This window comes from Micromonospora sp. CPCC 206171 (assembly GCF_036906755.1).
In the GTDB taxonomy this organism is placed as follows: Bacteria; Actinomycetota; Actinomycetes; order Mycobacteriales; family Micromonosporaceae; genus Micromonospora; species Micromonospora purpureochromogenes.
This window is the reverse complement of record NZ_JBAKHT010000004.1, coordinates 128,221-144,192: the sequence shown is the minus strand read 5'-3', so window position 1 is coordinate 144,192 and position 15,972 is coordinate 128,221. Positions and strand designations below refer to the sequence as shown.

The 15,972-nt window shown below is 71.8% G+C and carries 13 protein-coding genes; 10 read left to right on the top strand and 3 right to left on the bottom strand.

What is annotated here, in order from left to right; all coding sequences use genetic code 11:
• Window positions 1–764 precede the first annotated feature (764 nt).
• Window positions 765–2,558 carry a chromosomal replication initiator protein DnaA gene (dnaA, locus tag V6U89_RS07705; RefSeq protein ID WP_334569981.1) on the bottom strand — a complete coding sequence of 598 codons (1,794 nt, stop codon included), beginning with the start codon at window positions 2,556–2,558 and terminating at the stop codon, window positions 765–767.
• A gap of 634 nt (window positions 2,559–3,192) precedes the next feature.
• Here dnaA and rpmH point away from each other — a divergent pair.
• From rpmH to V6U89_RS07660, 9 genes are all read left to right on the top strand, one after another.
• Window positions 3,193–3,330, top strand: coding sequence for a 50S ribosomal protein L34 (gene rpmH, locus V6U89_RS07700; RefSeq protein ID WP_117668129.1), 138 nt, complete (start codon window positions 3,193–3,195; stop codon window positions 3,328–3,330).
• 35 nt (window positions 3,331–3,365) lie between these two features.
• The gene (gene rnpA, locus V6U89_RS07695; RefSeq protein WP_179802436.1) at window positions 3,366–3,782 is read left to right on the top strand and encodes a ribonuclease P protein component; all 417 of its coding nucleotides are present in this window, start codon (window positions 3,366–3,368) and stop codon (window positions 3,780–3,782) included.
• Entirely contained in the window at window positions 3,779–4,066 is a 288-nt protein-coding gene (gene yidD, locus V6U89_RS07690) for a membrane protein insertion efficiency factor YidD (RefSeq protein WP_334569980.1), read from the top strand. Before rnpA ends, yidD begins: the two co-directional genes overlap by 4 nt.
• Before the next feature lie 3 nt (window positions 4,067–4,069).
• Window positions 4,070–5,053: a membrane protein insertase YidC gene (gene yidC / locus V6U89_RS07685; protein WP_334569979.1), complete on the top strand. Its 984-nt coding sequence runs from the start codon at window positions 4,070–4,072 to the stop codon at window positions 5,051–5,053.
• A gap of 212 nt (window positions 5,054–5,265) precedes the next feature.
• A complete protein-coding gene (locus V6U89_RS07680; RefSeq protein ID WP_334569978.1) occupies window positions 5,266–5,868 on the top strand; it encodes a Jag family protein in 603 nt (200 codons plus the stop codon).
• 106 nt (window positions 5,869–5,974) lie between these two features.
• On the top strand, window positions 5,975–6,688 hold the full coding sequence (rsmG, locus tag V6U89_RS07675; RefSeq protein WP_334570145.1) for a 16S rRNA (guanine(527)-N(7))-methyltransferase RsmG: 714 nt from the start codon (window positions 5,975–5,977) through the stop codon (window positions 6,686–6,688).
• A gap of 228 nt (window positions 6,689–6,916) precedes the next feature.
• Window positions 6,917–8,275, top strand: a complete 1,359-nt coding sequence (locus V6U89_RS07670) for an AAA family ATPase (protein WP_442933884.1) — start codon at window positions 6,917–6,919, stop codon at window positions 8,273–8,275.
• 27 nt (window positions 8,276–8,302) lie between these two features.
• Window positions 8,303–9,325 (top strand): ParB/RepB/Spo0J family partition protein, encoded by a 1,023-nt coding sequence (locus V6U89_RS07665; RefSeq protein ID WP_334569976.1) that lies wholly within the window; start codon window positions 8,303–8,305, stop codon window positions 9,323–9,325.
• Window positions 9,326–11,296: 1,971 nt separating this feature from the next.
• Complete coding sequence (locus V6U89_RS07660) at window positions 11,297–12,274, top strand: hypothetical protein (RefSeq protein WP_334569975.1); 978 nt, start codon at window positions 11,297–11,299, stop codon at window positions 12,272–12,274.
• 384 nt (window positions 12,275–12,658) lie between these two features.
• Here V6U89_RS07660 and V6U89_RS07655 read toward each other — a convergent pair whose 3' ends face one another.
• Both V6U89_RS07655 and V6U89_RS07650 read right to left on the bottom strand, forming a co-directional pair.
• On the bottom strand, window positions 12,659–13,657 hold the full coding sequence (locus tag V6U89_RS07655) for a D-alanine--D-alanine ligase family protein (protein ID WP_334569974.1): 999 nt from the start codon (window positions 13,655–13,657) through the stop codon (window positions 12,659–12,661).
• Window positions 13,658–13,664: 7 nt separating this feature from the next.
• A complete protein-coding gene (locus V6U89_RS07650; RefSeq protein ID WP_334569973.1) occupies window positions 13,665–14,975 on the bottom strand; it encodes an aminotransferase-like domain-containing protein in 1,311 nt (436 codons plus the stop codon).
• A 295-nt stretch (window positions 14,976–15,270) separates the two neighbouring features.
• On the opposite strand from V6U89_RS07650, the gene V6U89_RS07645 reads away from it, so the two are divergent.
• Window positions 15,271–15,936, top strand: a complete 666-nt coding sequence (locus tag V6U89_RS07645) for a GNAT family N-acetyltransferase (protein WP_154941042.1) — start codon at window positions 15,271–15,273, stop codon at window positions 15,934–15,936.
• The last annotated feature ends 36 nt before the right edge of the window (window positions 15,937–15,972 follow it).

The following is a 15,972-nucleotide window of genomic DNA, read 5'->3' as shown; positions in this document are numbered from 1 at the left end:
TACCCATCGCACCTTAGGGCGCGTGGGCATCGGCTGTGCGCCCGACCCCGTTGATCCAGATGCCGGAGCGACCGCCGACGGCAGCGGCCGAACCGATCCACAGAAAGTCCAACGGTGATGATTGGTTTTTGATTCTTTTAGAAGAGATAACTCATCGTCTTCATCGCACCTGTGCAAACTGTGGAGAACCCGCGTCGGCCCAGGTCAGACAGGTTATCCACCGGTGGTTTGGCTGTGGAGAACCGGGGGGTAAACCGGTGTTGTGGTCCACAGGCCGGCCGAACCCCCAGGTTGTCCACGGTTGTCCACCGGTTGTCCACGGGTAATCCACCGGGTTTCTCCCCAGTGCTGTGGACAGCGGCGAGGGCCCCCGGAGCCGTCGTCCCCAGAACCTTCAACAGGCCGCCCACAGGTCGACCGTCGTCGGTGGACAACCGGACCGTCGTCCCCAGGCGTCCACAGCTCCGTCCCCAGGGTTTGTCCACAGTCTGTGGGTAACCGGCTCGGGACGCTACGTGGTTTTCCACCGCCTGTGGAACAGGGGGTGTGGACAACCGGGGCGTGCTGTGGACGAACACGACACCGATCCTGGGCCCTCGACCCGGTGCAGGGTCAACCGTCGGCTCTCATAGGCACGAAAAAGCGCCCGGCCGAACTGGCCGGGCGCGTCTCCGCGCTCTCTCACCGGCGGACGCCGGCGTGTCGTACGTAACGACGACCTCAGTTCGCGCGTCTGACGCCGCGCCGCGACCTGAACCCGTGGCTCAGGTGTTCTGCTTTATCCGGTTGGTCAGCTCGGCGATCTGGTTGTAGAGCGAGCGGCGCTCCGCCATCTGCTGACGGATCTTCCGGTCGGCGTGCATCACCGTGGTGTGGTCCCGGCCACCGAAGGCCTGCCCGATCCGGGGCAGCGACAGGTCGGTCAGCTCCCGGCACAGGTACATGGCGACCTGGCGGGCGTTGACCAGCACCCGGGACCGGGAGTGCCCGCGCAGGTCCTCCAGGCTCACCCCGAAGTAGTCGGCGGTGGAGACCATGATCTGGTCGGCCGTGATCTCCGGCCCGGTGCCGTCCGGGATGAAGTCCCGCAGCACCTCCTCGGCCAGCGACAGCTCGACGTTCGACCGGGTGAGGCTGGCGAACGCGGTGACCCGGATCAGCGCGCCCTCCAGTTCCCGGATCGAGTTCGACACCCGGGAGGCGATGAACTCCAGCACATCCGGCGGGGCGTACAGCCGCTCCTGGGCCGCCTTCTTCTGCAGGATCGCGATCCGGGTCTCCAGATCCGGCGGCTGGATGTCGGCCAGCAGGCCCCACTCGAACCGGGTGCGCAGCCGGTCCTCCAGCGTCGCCAGCTGCTTCGGCGAGCGGTCGGAGGTGATCACGATCTGCTTGTTGGCGTTGTGCAGCGTGTTGAAGGTGTGGAAGAACTCCTCCTGCGTCCGCTCGCGGTTCTCCAGGAACTGGATGTCGTCGATCAGCAGGATGTCGACGTCGCGGTAGCGGCGCTGAAACGCGCTGGTCTTGTCGTCGCGCAGGGAGTTGATGAAGTCGTTGGTGAACTCCTCGGTCGAGACGTACCGGACCGAGCGGGCGTTACCCAACGTGGTGGCGTAGTGCCCGATGGCGTGCAGCAGGTGGGTCTTGCCCAGCCCGGAGCTGCCGTAGATGAACAACGGGTTGTACGCCTTCGCCGGCGACTCGGCCACCGCGACGCTCGCCGCGTGGGCGAACCGGTTCGACGAGCCGATGACGAACGTCTCGAACATGTACTTCGGGTTGAGCCGGTTGCCGCCGCCCTCCGCGCCCCCGGGGCGACGGTCGTCCCGCCCGCCGGGTCGGTGGTCGGCGGGCGAGCGGCCGGGGCCGCTGTCCGTACCCCCGTCGCGCGGCAGGCCGCGCGGACCGTGCTGGTCGCGCGGCGGCCTGGCCTCGCCCCGGTACGCGGGCTCGAAGCCGCGGCCGTCGACCCCTGGCCCCTCGGGAAGGGCGCGCTCCTCGAAGCCGCGCCGATCCGACCCGGGACCGGCGCCCCGCAGCGGCTCGGCGAACGCGGCGCCGAAGAGGGTGTCCTGGCCGCCGTCCCGGCTGGCCGGGATGCGGCCCGGGCGGTGGCCGTCGGATGCCGGCGGCGCTACCGGCGGCTCCGGCTCGGGGGGCAGCTCCGGGTAGCCCGGCGCCAGGTCCGCGAAGGCGGGCGGTTCCGGGGCGAAGTCGTCCGCGGGCACGTCGAGGCCGAGCTGCGCCGGCTCCGGGCCGCTGCGGTAGACGGTGCCGGCGGGTCGACCGGCGGTGTCCTCGGGGACCCGGACGGTGACCGCGACCTGGATTGGCCGGCCCAGCCGGCGGGTGAGCGCCTCGGTGATGGCCGGCCGGAGCCGGGACTCGATCACGTCCCGGGTGAAGGCGTCCGGGACGGAGAGCAGCGCGGTGTCCTCGACGATCGCCCGCAGCCGGGTCAGCCGCAGGTACGCGCGTTGCTGCGCGGAGATGATCTCGTCGGCGAGTTCGTCCGTCGCCGCGGTCCACACCGCAGCAAGGTCGGTCGTACCGGCCACCGTCGTGCCACCCCCTCGCCTCTGCTCCCGGTCGCCGCTGTCGTCCAGTCGGCCGTTCCGGGCCCGCCACCGCGTTCGAGCGGGTGGTACCTCACCCCACCGGGCGGCTGACCGACCGGCATCCACAAGTTATCCACAGCCTGTGTGTACCGACCGATTGTGCCGCCCGCCGTGCGCGGGTCGGACCTGCCCCCCTGGTCGGGCGGGACGTTGCGCGGGTTCACCGTGCCGAACGATTCACTGCCGTGTCCGGTCTTGCCTGCCAGCGACAACCCGGACCCCCGACGCTGACCGCAATCGGGCACGGTAACAGCGACGGCGGGGCACCATCAACCGCCGACGCTCCGGCCGCTTGGCGGCATCAGTGAAAACCGCCGGTTCGGTCGGACCGCCGCCCTGCTCGTGCCTCCGGTGACCTGTTTGACGGTCATTGCCCCCCTGCGTAGGCTGGAGGGGCTGCTCTGTCGCCCTCTGCTAGGGTGATGGGTGCTTGCTGTCCGCGATCGCTTCCCCGCATCGCCGAGGTCCCGGGTCGCCGGGCAGCATGGATCGGAGGTCACCGCCGAGGTGGCCTGGACCACCACACGACCCCGGCGATCCCGCGCCGTGGACGTACGAAAACGGAGAGCCTGACGTGAGCAAGCGCACCTACCAGCCGAACAACCGCCGGCGCGCGAAGACCCACGGCTTCCGGCTGCGCATGCGCACCCGGGCCGGTCGCGCCATCATCTCGACCCGCCGCTCCAAGGGCCGCACCCGCCTGTCGGCCTGAGCCGACCGGGTCCGGTCCGGGGGACGTGGGCAGTCGTGCTGACGGCCGCACAGCGACTGCGGCGCAGCAACGACTTCGCCGCAGCGGTCAGGGGTGGCCGACGCGCCGGACGAGGTGCCGTCGTCGTTCACCTGACGCTGCCGGCGACCCCCGAACCCACCGCGACAACCTCGCCGGAGCCGGCGCGGGTCAGCGGCACGGAGACGATCTCCGCGCCGACCCGCGCCGGCTTCGTCGTGTCCAAAGCCGTCGGCCCCGCCGTGGTCCGCAACAAGGTCCGGCGCCGGCTGCGGCACCTGGTCCGCGAGCGCCTGGCCGCGCTGCCCGAGGGAAGCACCCTGGTGGTACGCGCACTGCCCGCCGCCGCCGAGGCGAACTACCTCCGGCTGGGGGCCGACCTGGACGCGGCGATCGCCGCCGCACGAGCGCCCCGGGGGCGGCGGTCCCGATGAGCACCGGATCCGCCGGTTCGCGGCCTACCAGCCTGGGTGCCCGAGTGCTGAGTGGCCCCATCGTCGCGTACCGTCGTTGGATAAGCCCGGCGCTGCCGGCCCGCTGTCGGTTCTACCCGTCGTGCAGTGCGTACGCCCTGGAGGCGGTGGCCCGGCACGGCGCGCTCCGGGGAGCTGGCCTGACGGTCCTGCGCTTGTCGCGCTGCCACCCCTTCCACCCAGGTGGACACGACCCGGTGCCCGAGCCGGGCGGCCGCCGCCGTGCCGACGTGACTGGAGCCTGAGAATTGAGTCTCGACTGGATCTACTACGCGATCTCGTGGATCCTGCTGACCTGGCACTCGGCCTGGGACGCCATCAAGGTGCCGGTCGGCTCGGTGCTCGGCACGAACTGGGCCTGGATCCTCGCGATCATCTTCCTGGTGGTCACCGTCCGGGTGATCCTCTTCCCGGTCTTCGTCAAGCAGATCAAGTCGCAGCGGGCGATGCAGGCGCTCCAGCCCAAGGTCAAGGAGCTGCAGGAGAAGCACAAGGGTGACCGGGAGACGCTCCAGAAGGAGATGATGGAGCTCTACCGGAAGGAAAAGGCCAACCCGCTGATGGGCTGCCTTCCGATGTTCCTCCAGATCCCGGTCTTCCTCGGTCTCTTCCACGTGCTGCGTCGCCTCGACCCGGCCAAGTCGAACAAGACCCTCTACGGCTGGACGGTCGACCAGTTCAACAGCGCCTCCAGCGCGAAGATCTTCACCGCCCCGATCGCCGGCAAGTTCGGCTCGACCGCCGACGAGCTGGCCCGGCTCGGCGCCAACGGCACCACCGTGAAGATCATCGCCGGCATCCTGGTCCTGGTCATGATGGGCACCACCTACCTGACCAGCCGCCAGATGATCCTCAAGACCGGCTGGGCCGAGGACCCGCAGCAGCGGATGGTGCAGCGACTGATGCTCTACGGCATCCCCCTGTCACTGCTGATCTCCGGCGCGATCTTCCCGATCGGTGTGATCATCTACTGGGTCACCAACAACCTCTTCACCCTCGGCCAGCAGCAGTGGGTGCTGCGCAAGTTCCCGCCGCTGGTGACCAACCAGAAGCCCGGCGGCACGGCGCCCCGCAACGCGGTGCAGCCGGCCAGGACCGGCGGCTTCCTCAACCGCGCCAAGCCGGCCGCGCAGGTGCCGGCCAAGCCCGCCGCGCCGAAGGTCGCCGGGCCGAAGCCGGGTGCGAAGCCGACCAACCCGAAGAAGGGTCGGCCGGCCAAGCGGCAGGGCTGACCCAGGGCCGCCGTCGGGACCACCGGCGGCGGCCTTCCGGCATCGCGCAGCCGCCGTACGGCCGGCGCCGGGCCGGAACCGCCGCGCCTGGCGCGGTCACGGGCGAGACTGCCCGTACAAGACGTGCCCGTGGGCACCGGCCTTCTCCCGCCGGGTGCCCCGGGAAACCAGCGGACCCGACGGTCCGGCCGAGCGAGTACGGAGATGACACCGTGACCGACACCAGCATCCCCAGTGCGGAGCAGTCCGTGGACGAGGAGATCGTGCCGACCGCCGCGACCGGTGACGGCGAGCCCGAGGAGGCCGGGGAGGCGGCGGCCGAGGCGGGCGCCGCCCCGAAGAAGGCCGCCGGCGAGGGCGAGCTCTTCGCGCAGAGCGAGATCGCCGCCGACTACATCGAGGGCCTGCTCGACATCCTCGACTACGACGGCGACATCGACGAGCTCGTCTCCGGCGGACGGCCGGTCGTCGAGGTGGTCGGCGCCCGGCTGCAGAACCTGGTCGGCCAGCGCGGCGCCACCCTGGAGGCGCTCCAGGAGCTGGCCCGGCTCGCGGTGTTCCGCCAGACCGGTACGCCGAGCCGCCTGCTGCTCGACGTCGGTGGCTACCGCGCCACCCGCCGCAAGGAGCTCGCCGCCGTGGCCAAGAACGCGGTGGAGAAGGTCAAGGAGCACGGCGAGCCGGTCCGGCTGGAGCCGATGTCCGCCTTCGAGCGCAAGTGCGTGCACGACGTGGTCAACGCCATGAGCGGTGTGGAGAGCGAGTCCGAGGGCGTCGAGCCGAACCGGCGCATCATCGTCCGGCCGGCGGACTGACCGGGTGACCCACGACGACGCCACGGCCGACGCCGTGACCGGCCCGGGTGGTACGCCGCCCGGGCCGTCGCCTGTCGGCCCCGTTCCCTCGCCGGAGGACGCCGCGCTGCCGGCCGCGCTGGCTCCGGCGGCCCGGACGCTCTTCGGTGACCGGCTGGACCTGGCGGCCGCGTACGCCGAGCTGCTCGCCACCGACGGGGTGGTGCGCGGCCTGATCGGCCCGCGGGAGGCGCCCCGGATCTGGGACCGGCACCTGCTCAACTGTGCCGCCGTGGCCGAGCGCATCCCGGAAGGGGCCAGCGTCATCGACGTCGGCTCCGGCGCCGGGCTGCCCGGGCTGGTGCTGGCGATCGCCCGCCCCGACCTCCAGGTGATCCTGGTCGAGCCGCTGGCCCGGCGTACCTCCTTCCTGATCGAGGCGGTGCAGCAGCTCGGGCTGGCCAAGACGGTCCGGGTGTTCCGTGGTCGGGCCGACGAGGCGGCCACCGACGCGACCGGCACCGGCCCGTTCAGCGCCGACGTGGTGACCTCGCGAGCGGTCGCGCCGCTAGACCGGCTCTCCGGCTGGTGCCTGCCGCTCGTCGTACCCGGCGGCCGGCTGATCGCCGTGAAGGGCTCTTCCGCGGCGGCGGAGATCGCGGAGCACGCCGAGATCATCGACCGGCTCGGCGGTGGCGAGCCGAGCGTGCACCTCTGCGGTGTCGGCGTCATCGACCCGCCGACCACCGTGGTGGAGATCGTGCGCGAGCGGGTGGTCCGACCGCCGTCCGCCAAGAAGGCACCCAAGCGGTCACGGGGCGGACGCAAGCGCGCTCGGTGATCCCCGCTCGGGTTCCGGCGTGTCGCCCCGGCCGGCGGACAACCGAGATGGACCCGCCGCGCCCGTCCCCCGTAGGCTGGCCGCGCGTCGATAGTGTGGGGCGGGCGGGCGTCGGGCGCACCGGGTCCCGACCGCTCCCGCCGGGACCGTACGCGCTGCGGTGCGAGTGCGCGTGTGGCCTGATTGACGGGATGCGGACCGACCATCCGGAGCGGGCAGGGATGACAGGTGCATGACGACGGCAGGTACGACGATCCACGGGTGAAACGCCCGGAGGGCCTTCCCTCCGGAGTGGACCCTGTTTCACGTGAAACCGACCACGACTTCGGGCCCGCCGACGGCCAGCCGGGTTCCGCCGGCCCGCCGGACTGCGATCCGGTGGTCCGGCGGGACGTGCCCGCGGTCGGCGCCGCACGCCCCTCTCCCGAGTCGTACATTCCGCCGCCGCCGATCGCGGACGACGCGGGCCGGCCGGTCAACGCGCCCAGCGACCGCGCCGCCCCGGTCCAACGCAACTCCGGCGCGCCGTCCCGCTTCGAGACACCGGTCGGCGGCAACGTGCCGCCCGCCGTACCCCAGCAGCCGCACCCGGGCGCGGTGGCGGACTCCGAGTCCGTCGCCGTGAACACGCCGGGGCCGGCGGCCGGGGGCGTGGCCGCCGACGCAGCCGCCGCCGCGTACGTTTCACGTGAAACCCCGACGCGCGAAGAGGATGACCCACCGTTGGCTATGGAGGCGATGCGCGCCGTGCAGATCCTGAATCCGAGTGGCGAGGTGACCATGCCTCGGCCCGACCGGACCCGGGTCATGTGCGTCGCGAACCAGAAGGGCGGCGTGGGTAAGACCACGACCACGGTGAACCTGGCGGTGGCGCTCGCCCTGCACGGCAACCGGGTGCTGGTGGTCGACCTCGACCCGCAGGGCAACGCCTCGACCGGGCTCAACGTGCCGCACCACACCGGCGTGCCGGACGTCTACGACTGCCTGATCAACAGCGTGCCCCTGGAGGAGGTCGCCCAGGAGGTCGAGGGCATCCCCAACTTGTGGTGCGTGCCGGCCACCATCGACCTGGCGGGCGCGGAGATCGAGCTGGTGTCCGTGGTCGCCCGGGAGTCCCGGCTGGCCCGGGCCATCGACGCGTACCCGGGGCACTTCGACTACGTCTTCATCGACTGCCCGCCCTCGCTCGGCCTGCTGACGGTCAACGCGCTGGTCGCCGCGCAGGAGGTGCTGATCCCCATCCAGTGCGAGTACTACGCGCTGGAGGGCCTCAACCAGCTGATCAACAACATCAACCTGGTACGGCAGCACCTCAACCCCAAGCTCGAGGTCTCCACGATCCTGCTCACCATGTACGACCGGCGTACCCGACTGGCCGACGCGGTCGAGCAGGACGTCCGGAACCACTTCGGCGACAAGGTCCTCCAGGCGGTCATCCCGCGCAACGTCCGGGTGTCCGAGGCTCCCAGCTACGGGCAGTCCGTGATGACCTACGATCCCGGTTCGCGGGGGGCGACGAGCTACTTCGAGGCCGCCCAGGAGATCGCCGAGCGCGGTGTCAAGGAGCCGGTGAGCCGGAATGCGTAGTGCGCACGAGTCGCTGGGAGGCGTCGCATGAAGAACCGTCCCCGTGGCGGTCTGGGTCGAGGGCTCGGGGCGCTGATCCCGACCGGGCCGGCACCGGAGGCGCCGGGCACCACCCTCACCGCGCCCGTCGAGGCCGATCCGGAGCGTACGACGGGTGACGTTCCCGTCGAGGCGGTGACCGCGCCGGTCGCCACTCCGTCGGCGCCGCCCGAGCCGCAGTTGAGCCCGGTCCCGGGTGCCCGCTTCGCCGAGATCCCGGTCGACGCGATCGTGCCGAACCCGAAGCAGCCCCGGCACGTCTTCGACGAGGAGGCGCTGGAGGAGCTGAAGACCTCGATCCAGGAGGTCGGCTTTCTCCAGCCGATCGTCGTCCGCCAACTCGACGCCGAGAAGTACGAACTCGTCATGGGCGAGCGCCGGTGGCGGGCCGCCCAGGCGGTGGGCCGGGAAAGCATCCCGGCGATCGTCCGGGACACCAAGGACGACGCGATGCTCCGGGACGCCCTCCTGGAGAACATCCACCGGGCGAACCTCAACCCGCTCGAAGAGGCCGCGGCCTACCAGCAGCTGCTGGAGGAGTTCGGCGCCACCCATGAGGAGCTGGCGCGGCGGATCGGCCGCAGCCGGCCGCAGATCTCCAACACGATTCGGCTGCTGAACCTCCCGGCGCAGGTGCAGCGCCGGGTCGCCGCCGGCGTGCTCTCGGCGGGCCACGCCCGGGCGCTGCTGAGCCTCGACGAGGCGGAGGCGCAGGAACAGCTCGCCCTTCGGATCGTCGCCGAGGGCTTGTCCGTACGAGCGACCGAGGAGATCGTGGCGCTCGCGCTCAACGACGGGCCGGCGAAGACGCCGGCGGCGAAGCGGCGTACCAAGCCGCACGCCCCTGCACTCACCGATCTGGCCGACCGGCTCTCCGACCGCTTCGACACCCGGGTGAAGGTCGACATCGGCCGGAGCAAGGGCAAGATCACGATCGAGTTTGCGACGGTGGACGACCTGGAGCGGATTGTGGGCATCATCGGCGTCGGCGAGCAGGAGTCGGAGGACTGATCCCCGCCCTGGTTTCGTCACCGGCCGCGTTGCCCCCCGAGGGCGCGCGGCCGGTTTGTTTGCTGCTGGCGGTGGTCTGCGATTCGGATGGCGGCGCGCGACGTGTTTCACGTGAAACGGTGCGCCCTGGTGGGTCGGGCGGCGGCAGGCGATGCAGCGTCCGGGCGGAGTGGGCACCCGATGAGTCGGACATCGGCAGGCCGACGATTCGTGCTGGGGCGGGCGGGGCCTCCAGCCCCGCCGGACTCGCCATGTGGTCGGCGGGTTCCGTCACCGGCCTGACTCATGGGGACGGACGCGCGAGGGGTGGCTCCGCCACCAACGCGGGCGTCGACCGCAGCGCGCGAGGAATGTGTCGCCGTGGTCGTTCTGCTTCACGGGGGTAGTTCCCGTACTCGGCGGACGGGTTGCTGGTGCTCGCTACCTTGCCGCTGCCCGCTGCCCGCTGCCCGCTGCCCGCCACCCGCCGGGCCGGCGTGGGTGGGGTTCGACAGTGACGGCGGTCCGTCAGAGTCAGTCGTAGGAGGCCCTGTAGGGCCTCGTAGGCCGTTGATGCGTCTGTGAGGGCAACCCGGGGTCGCAGGGAGGCGTCTCGTCCCGCCTGGGGCGTCTGAAAGGGCTTCGTCGGTTGCTTCGGGCGGGAGGAGTCACGCCTAGGCCGCCTGGGCGGTACCTCAGCGCCTCGTTTCACGTGAAACGAGGCGCCGGGAATGCACTCCCGTGACATGCCCAGGGCTCAAGCTCGCGGCGGATCGAACTGAGCGCCAGGGCCCCAGGAGGTGCTGCTGCACCACGCCGACGGCGGCCGGGGTGTCCTCCGAGCTGCCGAGTTCACCGATGTCAGCCCATGGTGTCGGCTGTCCGCGTCCCGCTCGCCGGGCAGATCCGGATCGTCATCGAGGAGGACATGTAGCTGAATCGGGTACGGCCGACCATGGCGCCGGACGTCTCGACGACGGGTCAGGCCGTTCTCGGCGGCCGTCCTGGCGCGCAGGAATGCCGCCCACACCTCCTGGTGGCAATCGTCCGATCCCAGGGAATTCTTCGTGGCAACCGGCCAGTGCCGGCGGAACCTTGGTGGGCAACCGGCCAACGCCGGCGGAGTCCTGGGGGCAGTTCGACAGGCATCCGAAGGCATCGACCCGGGCCCCAGCCCGCCTGGGGTAGCGATCGTGGGATCATGGTTCACGCCGAGAGCGAGCCACACCGCGCCCCGGCTCAGCCGACCGGGTCGAACCCGACGGGCGCCACGCGCTCGGTCGGCGCCTCACTCCAGGAGGCCGGCCCGGTTGCCATCGGACCGGCTGGACGGCCACGGGGAGGCGCTCGGCATCTGCGGGACAGCGCCGGTCGGTCCCGCAATTGCCGCGCTCGACCGCCAAGGTGCGGCTGCCTCCTTCGCGGTGTTCCACGTGAAACGGCGAGGTTCCACGTGAAACGAGCGGGCATCGTCCGGGCCCACCCATGCACCACTGCGTTCCGGCCTTGGCACCGCGACGACGGAAAGGCGATCCGGGACCGAGGATGGCCTCCTTCGGCACCGGCCACCAAGGCCGGAACGCCGACTGCGGCGGGATCGGAGATCAAGCGTCGGCACCGAATGGACCACCCCGGTGCCCCCTCGGCGCGCGACGTCCGGCAGAAACGCCGACTCCGGCAGCAGCCAACCGGCGCTTCGCTCGTTGGGAGAAACGGGCCCGCGCTGCCGGTGGTCGGGGCTGTGGATTGAACCCCCCGGTTATCCACAGCGGTTTTCCACAGGCACCCCTCGTTTCACGTGAAACACGGTGTCAGATGGCGTCCTGGCCTGTGGATGACGTGCTGTGGTGGTGATCTCACCAGCCTGTGGACAACTGCTCTCCGACGGCCTCGGCGCGCCCTCGGTTGACACTCTGCCGCCCACGAGACGGACTCACGATCACCGTCGTTCGGGTAGGGACAGCGGTCTTCGACTCGGTTAGGGTCAGCGTCGTGCACGACACCCCTCCCGCAGTCCCGGATTTCACCCAGTGGCCCTCCTTCCCCTTCGAGGGGGACCTCCACGTCAAGCAACTCGAGGATCCGGTCCCGGTCGAGCCGCCCCGCAAGGGTGAAGGGCACCGGGAATGCACGGCCTGCAATGCCCCCGACGACGCCTACATCTGGGTGGGCGAGCGCTGGCGGGTACGCGCCATGGACCGGCCCACCGGCCTGCCGATGGTCCTGATCCTGGAGTCCCGCTCCCACCTCGACCTCGGCGACCTGCCCAACCTGCTCGCCGCCGAGCTGGGGGTCATGACGGTACGACTGGAACGCGCCATCCGGTCGCTGGACGGCGTCGCCCGCGTGCACGTGAACCGCTGGGGCGACGGGTCGGCGCACCTGCACATGTGGTTCCTGGCCCGGCCGTACGGGCGGCTCCAGCTCCGGGGCACCTTCCTGTCGCTGTGGGACTCGATCCTGCCGCCCATCTCCGAGTCCCAGTGGCGGGAGAACCTCGCCATGGTGGCCGCCTGGCTGGCCGAGTTCGGCGGACGCCCGCTGGCCGAGCCGCCGCGCATCCAGTGGCAGGCACCGTCCAGCCTGTCCGCGCAGGCCTCTCGAGAGCGGGAGGCCGCAGCGCAGCAGGAGGAGCCGGTGTCGGTGATCGAGTCGGACGAGGAGACGCCCGTACCGGCGGACGACCCGGACGACGCCGCCGACGCCGCAGAAGGTGACACGGGCGATGTCAGGGCGGGCGACGATGGCACCGCGGGCGCCGACGCCACGGTGACCGCCGACGCCGGGGTGACGGCCGACGCGGACAGTGCCGACGCAGAGGACAGCGACGACGGCCGGGAGGACGACGCTCCCCGGCACGGTGGACGCTCCCGGCACGATGACGCCCCCGGCCCGGCGACGACCCCCGGCCCGGCGACGACTTCTGGATCAGCGACGACCCCAGGAACAGCGACGACTTCGGAACGCTGACTGCTCCCGCGACGCTGACAGATCCGCGACGCCGACAGATCCGCGACGCCGACCGACCCGCTGACGCCGGCGGTCAACGGGACTGGAACGGCGTCGGTGGCCAGTGCACTTCGCAACCCCACCGAGGAACCCAACCTGTGAGGTGGGGCCGCCACAGAGAGCGTGCGGCCGGCAAGCACACGTCGTGGGAGTGGTAACGGGGGAACGTCGACCCGCCGGCCGCGGCCTTCGTCCTCCTGCCGGCAGGAGCGAGCGCACCGCTGCCCGGCCCGCCCCGACAGTCGTTCCCCACCGCACTGCCCCCAACGCAGCCGACGGTTAGTTCAAACCGCCGCGCATCGGCAGCGCAGCAAGCGCGGGAAGGGCAGCAAGCGCGGGAAGCGGTCAGCCGCGGCGGGCAGCGGCGCGGCTGACCAGCGACCCCAGCACCCGACCGAAGTCCAGCCCGGCCGCCTGGATCGCCAGCGGCAGCAGCGACGTCTCGGTCATGCCCGGCGAGACGTTCACCTCCAGCACGTGCGGTCGGCCGTCGGCGTCGACGATCAGGTCGACCCGGGACAGGTCGCGCAGGCCCAGGGCGGTGTGCGCGGCCAGCGCCACCTCGGTGACCGTGTCGGCGACGGCGCTGTCCAGCCGGGCCGGGGCGTGCCAGGTGGTCCGACCGGCGGTGTAGCGGGCCGCGTAGTCGTACACGCCGTTGCGCGGGACGATCTCCACCGGCGGCAGGGCGCGCGGGCCGTCGCCGAGGTCCACCACGGAGACGGCCACGTCCATGCCGGGCACGTACCGCTCGACCAGCGCCGTCGAGTCGTACGCGAAACAACCGACCATCGCGGCGGGCAGCGCCGCGGCGTCCCGGACCACGGCAGCGCCCAGGCCGGAACCACCCTGGGCCGGCTTCACCATCAGCGGCAGCCCCAACCGGTCCACGATCCGGTCGAGCACCGCCACCGCGCCCAGCTCCGAGAAGCGGTCGTGCGGCAGCGCCACCCAGTCGGGGGTGGGGATGCCGTTCTCCCGCAGCACCGCCTTCGCCGACGGCTTGTCCCAGGCAAGCCGGGAGGCGCGGGCGTCGCAGCCCACGTACGGCACGCCGCAGAGGTCCAGCACGCCGCGCAGCGAACCGTCCTCGCCGGTCGCCCCGTGCAGCGCGATCACCACCGCGTCCGGCGGGTCGGCGGTCAGGGCGGGCAGCAGCGCCACGTCGGCGTCCCGCAGCTCCGCCTCCACGCCGACCGCGCGCAGCGCGTCGAGCACCCGGCGGCCGGAACGCAGCGAAACGTCCCGCTCGTAGGAGAGGCCACCGGCGAGCACCAGCACGTGCAGGTCGGCGGTGACGGCGGGATCGGTCACGGGGGATGCCCCGGCAGAGGTCACGGCCATGCCGGAATCATGCCAAGTCTGGTCCCGGCGCGTCCGCGCCGCCCTGCCGCCGGCGCCCGGCCGGGGTCACCGTGCCGAAGACCCGGCGCATGGCGATGTCCTGCTCCATCACGCCGGCCAGCCGGCGGACGCCCTCCCGGATCCGCTCCGGCGACGGGAAGGAGAAGTTGAGCCGCATGTTGCCGGTGCCGGAGCCGTCCGCGTAGAAGCCGGTGCCCGGCACGTAGGCGACCCGGGCGGCGATGGCGCGGGGCATCATCGCCTTGGCGTCCAGGCCGTCCGGCAGGTTCGTCCAGACGAAGAGGCCGCCGGCCGGGGTGGTCCAGGTGGTGCCGTCCGGCATCAGGTCCTCCAGCGCGGTGAGCATCGCGTCCCGCCGCTCCCGGTAGACCTCCCGGTAGACCTTCAGCTGCTCCCGCCACGGCATCGTCGACAGGTACGTCGCCACGGCCGCCTGGGCGTAGCCGCTGGGGCAGAGGATCTGCGCCTCGCTGGCGATCACCAGCTTGTCGCGGACAGCGTGCGGGGCGAGGATCCAGCCGACCCGCAGGCCGGGGGCGAAGGTCTTGGAGAAGGTGCTCAGGTAGAAGACCCCGTCGCGGCGGCGGGCGCGCAGCGGCGCGGGCGCCTCGCCCTCGAAACCGAGCTGACCGTACGGGTCGTCCTCCACCACGAGCAGGCCGGCGCGCTCGCAGATGTCCAGCACCCGCTCGCGGCGCTCCTCGCTCAGCGTCACGCCGGTGGGATTCTGGTAGGTCGGGATGGTGTAGAGGAACTTCACCCGACGCCCGGCACGGGCCAGGTCGGCGATGGCCACCTCCAGCGCCTCGGGGATCAGCCCCTCGTCGTCCATCGGCACGTGCGCCACCTGGGCCTGAGCGGCCTGGAACACCCCCAGCGCGCCGACGTACGTCGGGCCCTCGGCGAGCACCACGTCCCCAGGGTCGAGGAAGAGCCGGGCCACCAGGTCGAGGGCCTGCTGGCCGCCGACGGTCACCACCACGTCCTCCGGGGAGGCGCCGCAGGACGCGTCGATGCCGGAGAGCGCCATCACCTCGCAGATCCGCTCGCGCAGCTCCAGGGTGCCCTGGCCGATGCCGTACTGGAGGGTGGTCGCCCCGTGCTCGGAGCCGAGCCTGCCCAGCATCTCGCCGACCGCGTCGAGCGGCAGCGCGGCGATGTAGGGTGCCCCACCGGCGAGCGAGACGACCTCCGGACGGCTGGCCACCGCGAAGAGCGCCCGGATCTCCGAAGCGGTCATCCCGCGGACGCGCCGGGCGTACCGGTCGGTGTAGTCGTCGAGCGTCGTGCCGGTCATGACATCACCTCGATCGGGTGTCGGTCGGGCTCCCGCCCCGTGTGGTACCCGCGGAGCCGGCGACCATGGCGACGCGGGACGCCGGTTGGTCGATCCTAGTCCGCGGCCGCCACCCCGGAACCCCTGACGTGGGCCGCGTCCACATCCCGGACCGCCGTCCCCGGCTCGGGTGGTCGTTCGCGCGTCCCCTCCCGTACGGTCGGCTGGCGGCGTACGATCGCTCGTCGGGGGGCAGGAAGGCGGCGTCGACCGTCCGCGCTGGTTTCACCTCCGAGCCTATTGTGGGGATGCGCCAATGTCGCGACGTCTGGTCAGTCTGACCCTCGACACCCTGGAAGACCTGCCCCGCCCGTGCCGGCAGTGCGTCTACTGGGAGCTCGACCCGGTCTCCGCCGACCGGGCCTGCGCCGCCGGTGACCCCGGCCTGGAGAAGGAGGCCTGGGTCTCCCAGACCCTGCTGGAGTGGGGTTCCTGCGGCAAGCTGGCGTACGTCGACGGCATGCCCGCCGGCTTCGTCATGTACGCCCCGCCGGCCTACGTCCCCCGGTCGATGGCCTTCCCCACCTCGCCGGTCTCGGCCGACGCGGCGCTGCTGATGACCGCCAACGTGGTGCCCTCGTTCGCCGGCGGCGGGCTGGGCCGGATGCTGGTCCAGGGCGTCGCGCGGGACCTCACCAAGCGCGGCATCAAGGCGATCGAGGCGTTCGGCGACGCCAAGTTCGGCGACGGCGACGACGCGACCCGGGCCTGCGTCGCCCCGGCGGACTTCTTCCTCTCGGTGGGCTTCAAGACCGTCCGGCCGCACCCGCGCTATCCCCGGCTGCGCCTGGAGCTGCGCACCGCGCTGAGCTGGAAGTCCGACGTCGAGTACGCGCTGGAGAAGCTGCTCGGCTCGATGAGCCCGGAGACCCTGCTCCGCCCGGTACGCCCCGCCCCGGCCACCCGGGCGACCACCAGCTGAGGCCAGCCCGAGGGGTCGCCGCAAGGGAATCGCGGC

Bases quoted from the DNA above. Each gene is read 5' to 3' on its own strand.
- yidD (WP_334569980.1), top strand. From the start codon at position 3,779: ATGAGCACCGGATCCGCCGGTTCGCGGCCTACCAGCCTGGGTGCCCGA.
- V6U89_RS07665 (WP_334569976.1), top strand. From the start codon at position 8,303: ATGAAGAACCGTCCCCGTGGCGGTCTGGGTCGAGGGCTCGGGGCGCTG.
- V6U89_RS07655 (WP_334569974.1), bottom strand. From the start codon at position 13,657: ATGGCCGTGACCTCTGCCGGGGCATCCCCCGTGACCGATCCCGCCGTC.
- V6U89_RS07650 (WP_334569973.1), bottom strand. From the start codon at position 14,975: ATGACCGGCACGACGCTCGACGACTACACCGACCGGTACGCCCGGCGC.
- V6U89_RS07645 (WP_154941042.1), top strand. From the start codon at position 15,271: ATGTCGCGACGTCTGGTCAGTCTGACCCTCGACACCCTGGAAGACCTG.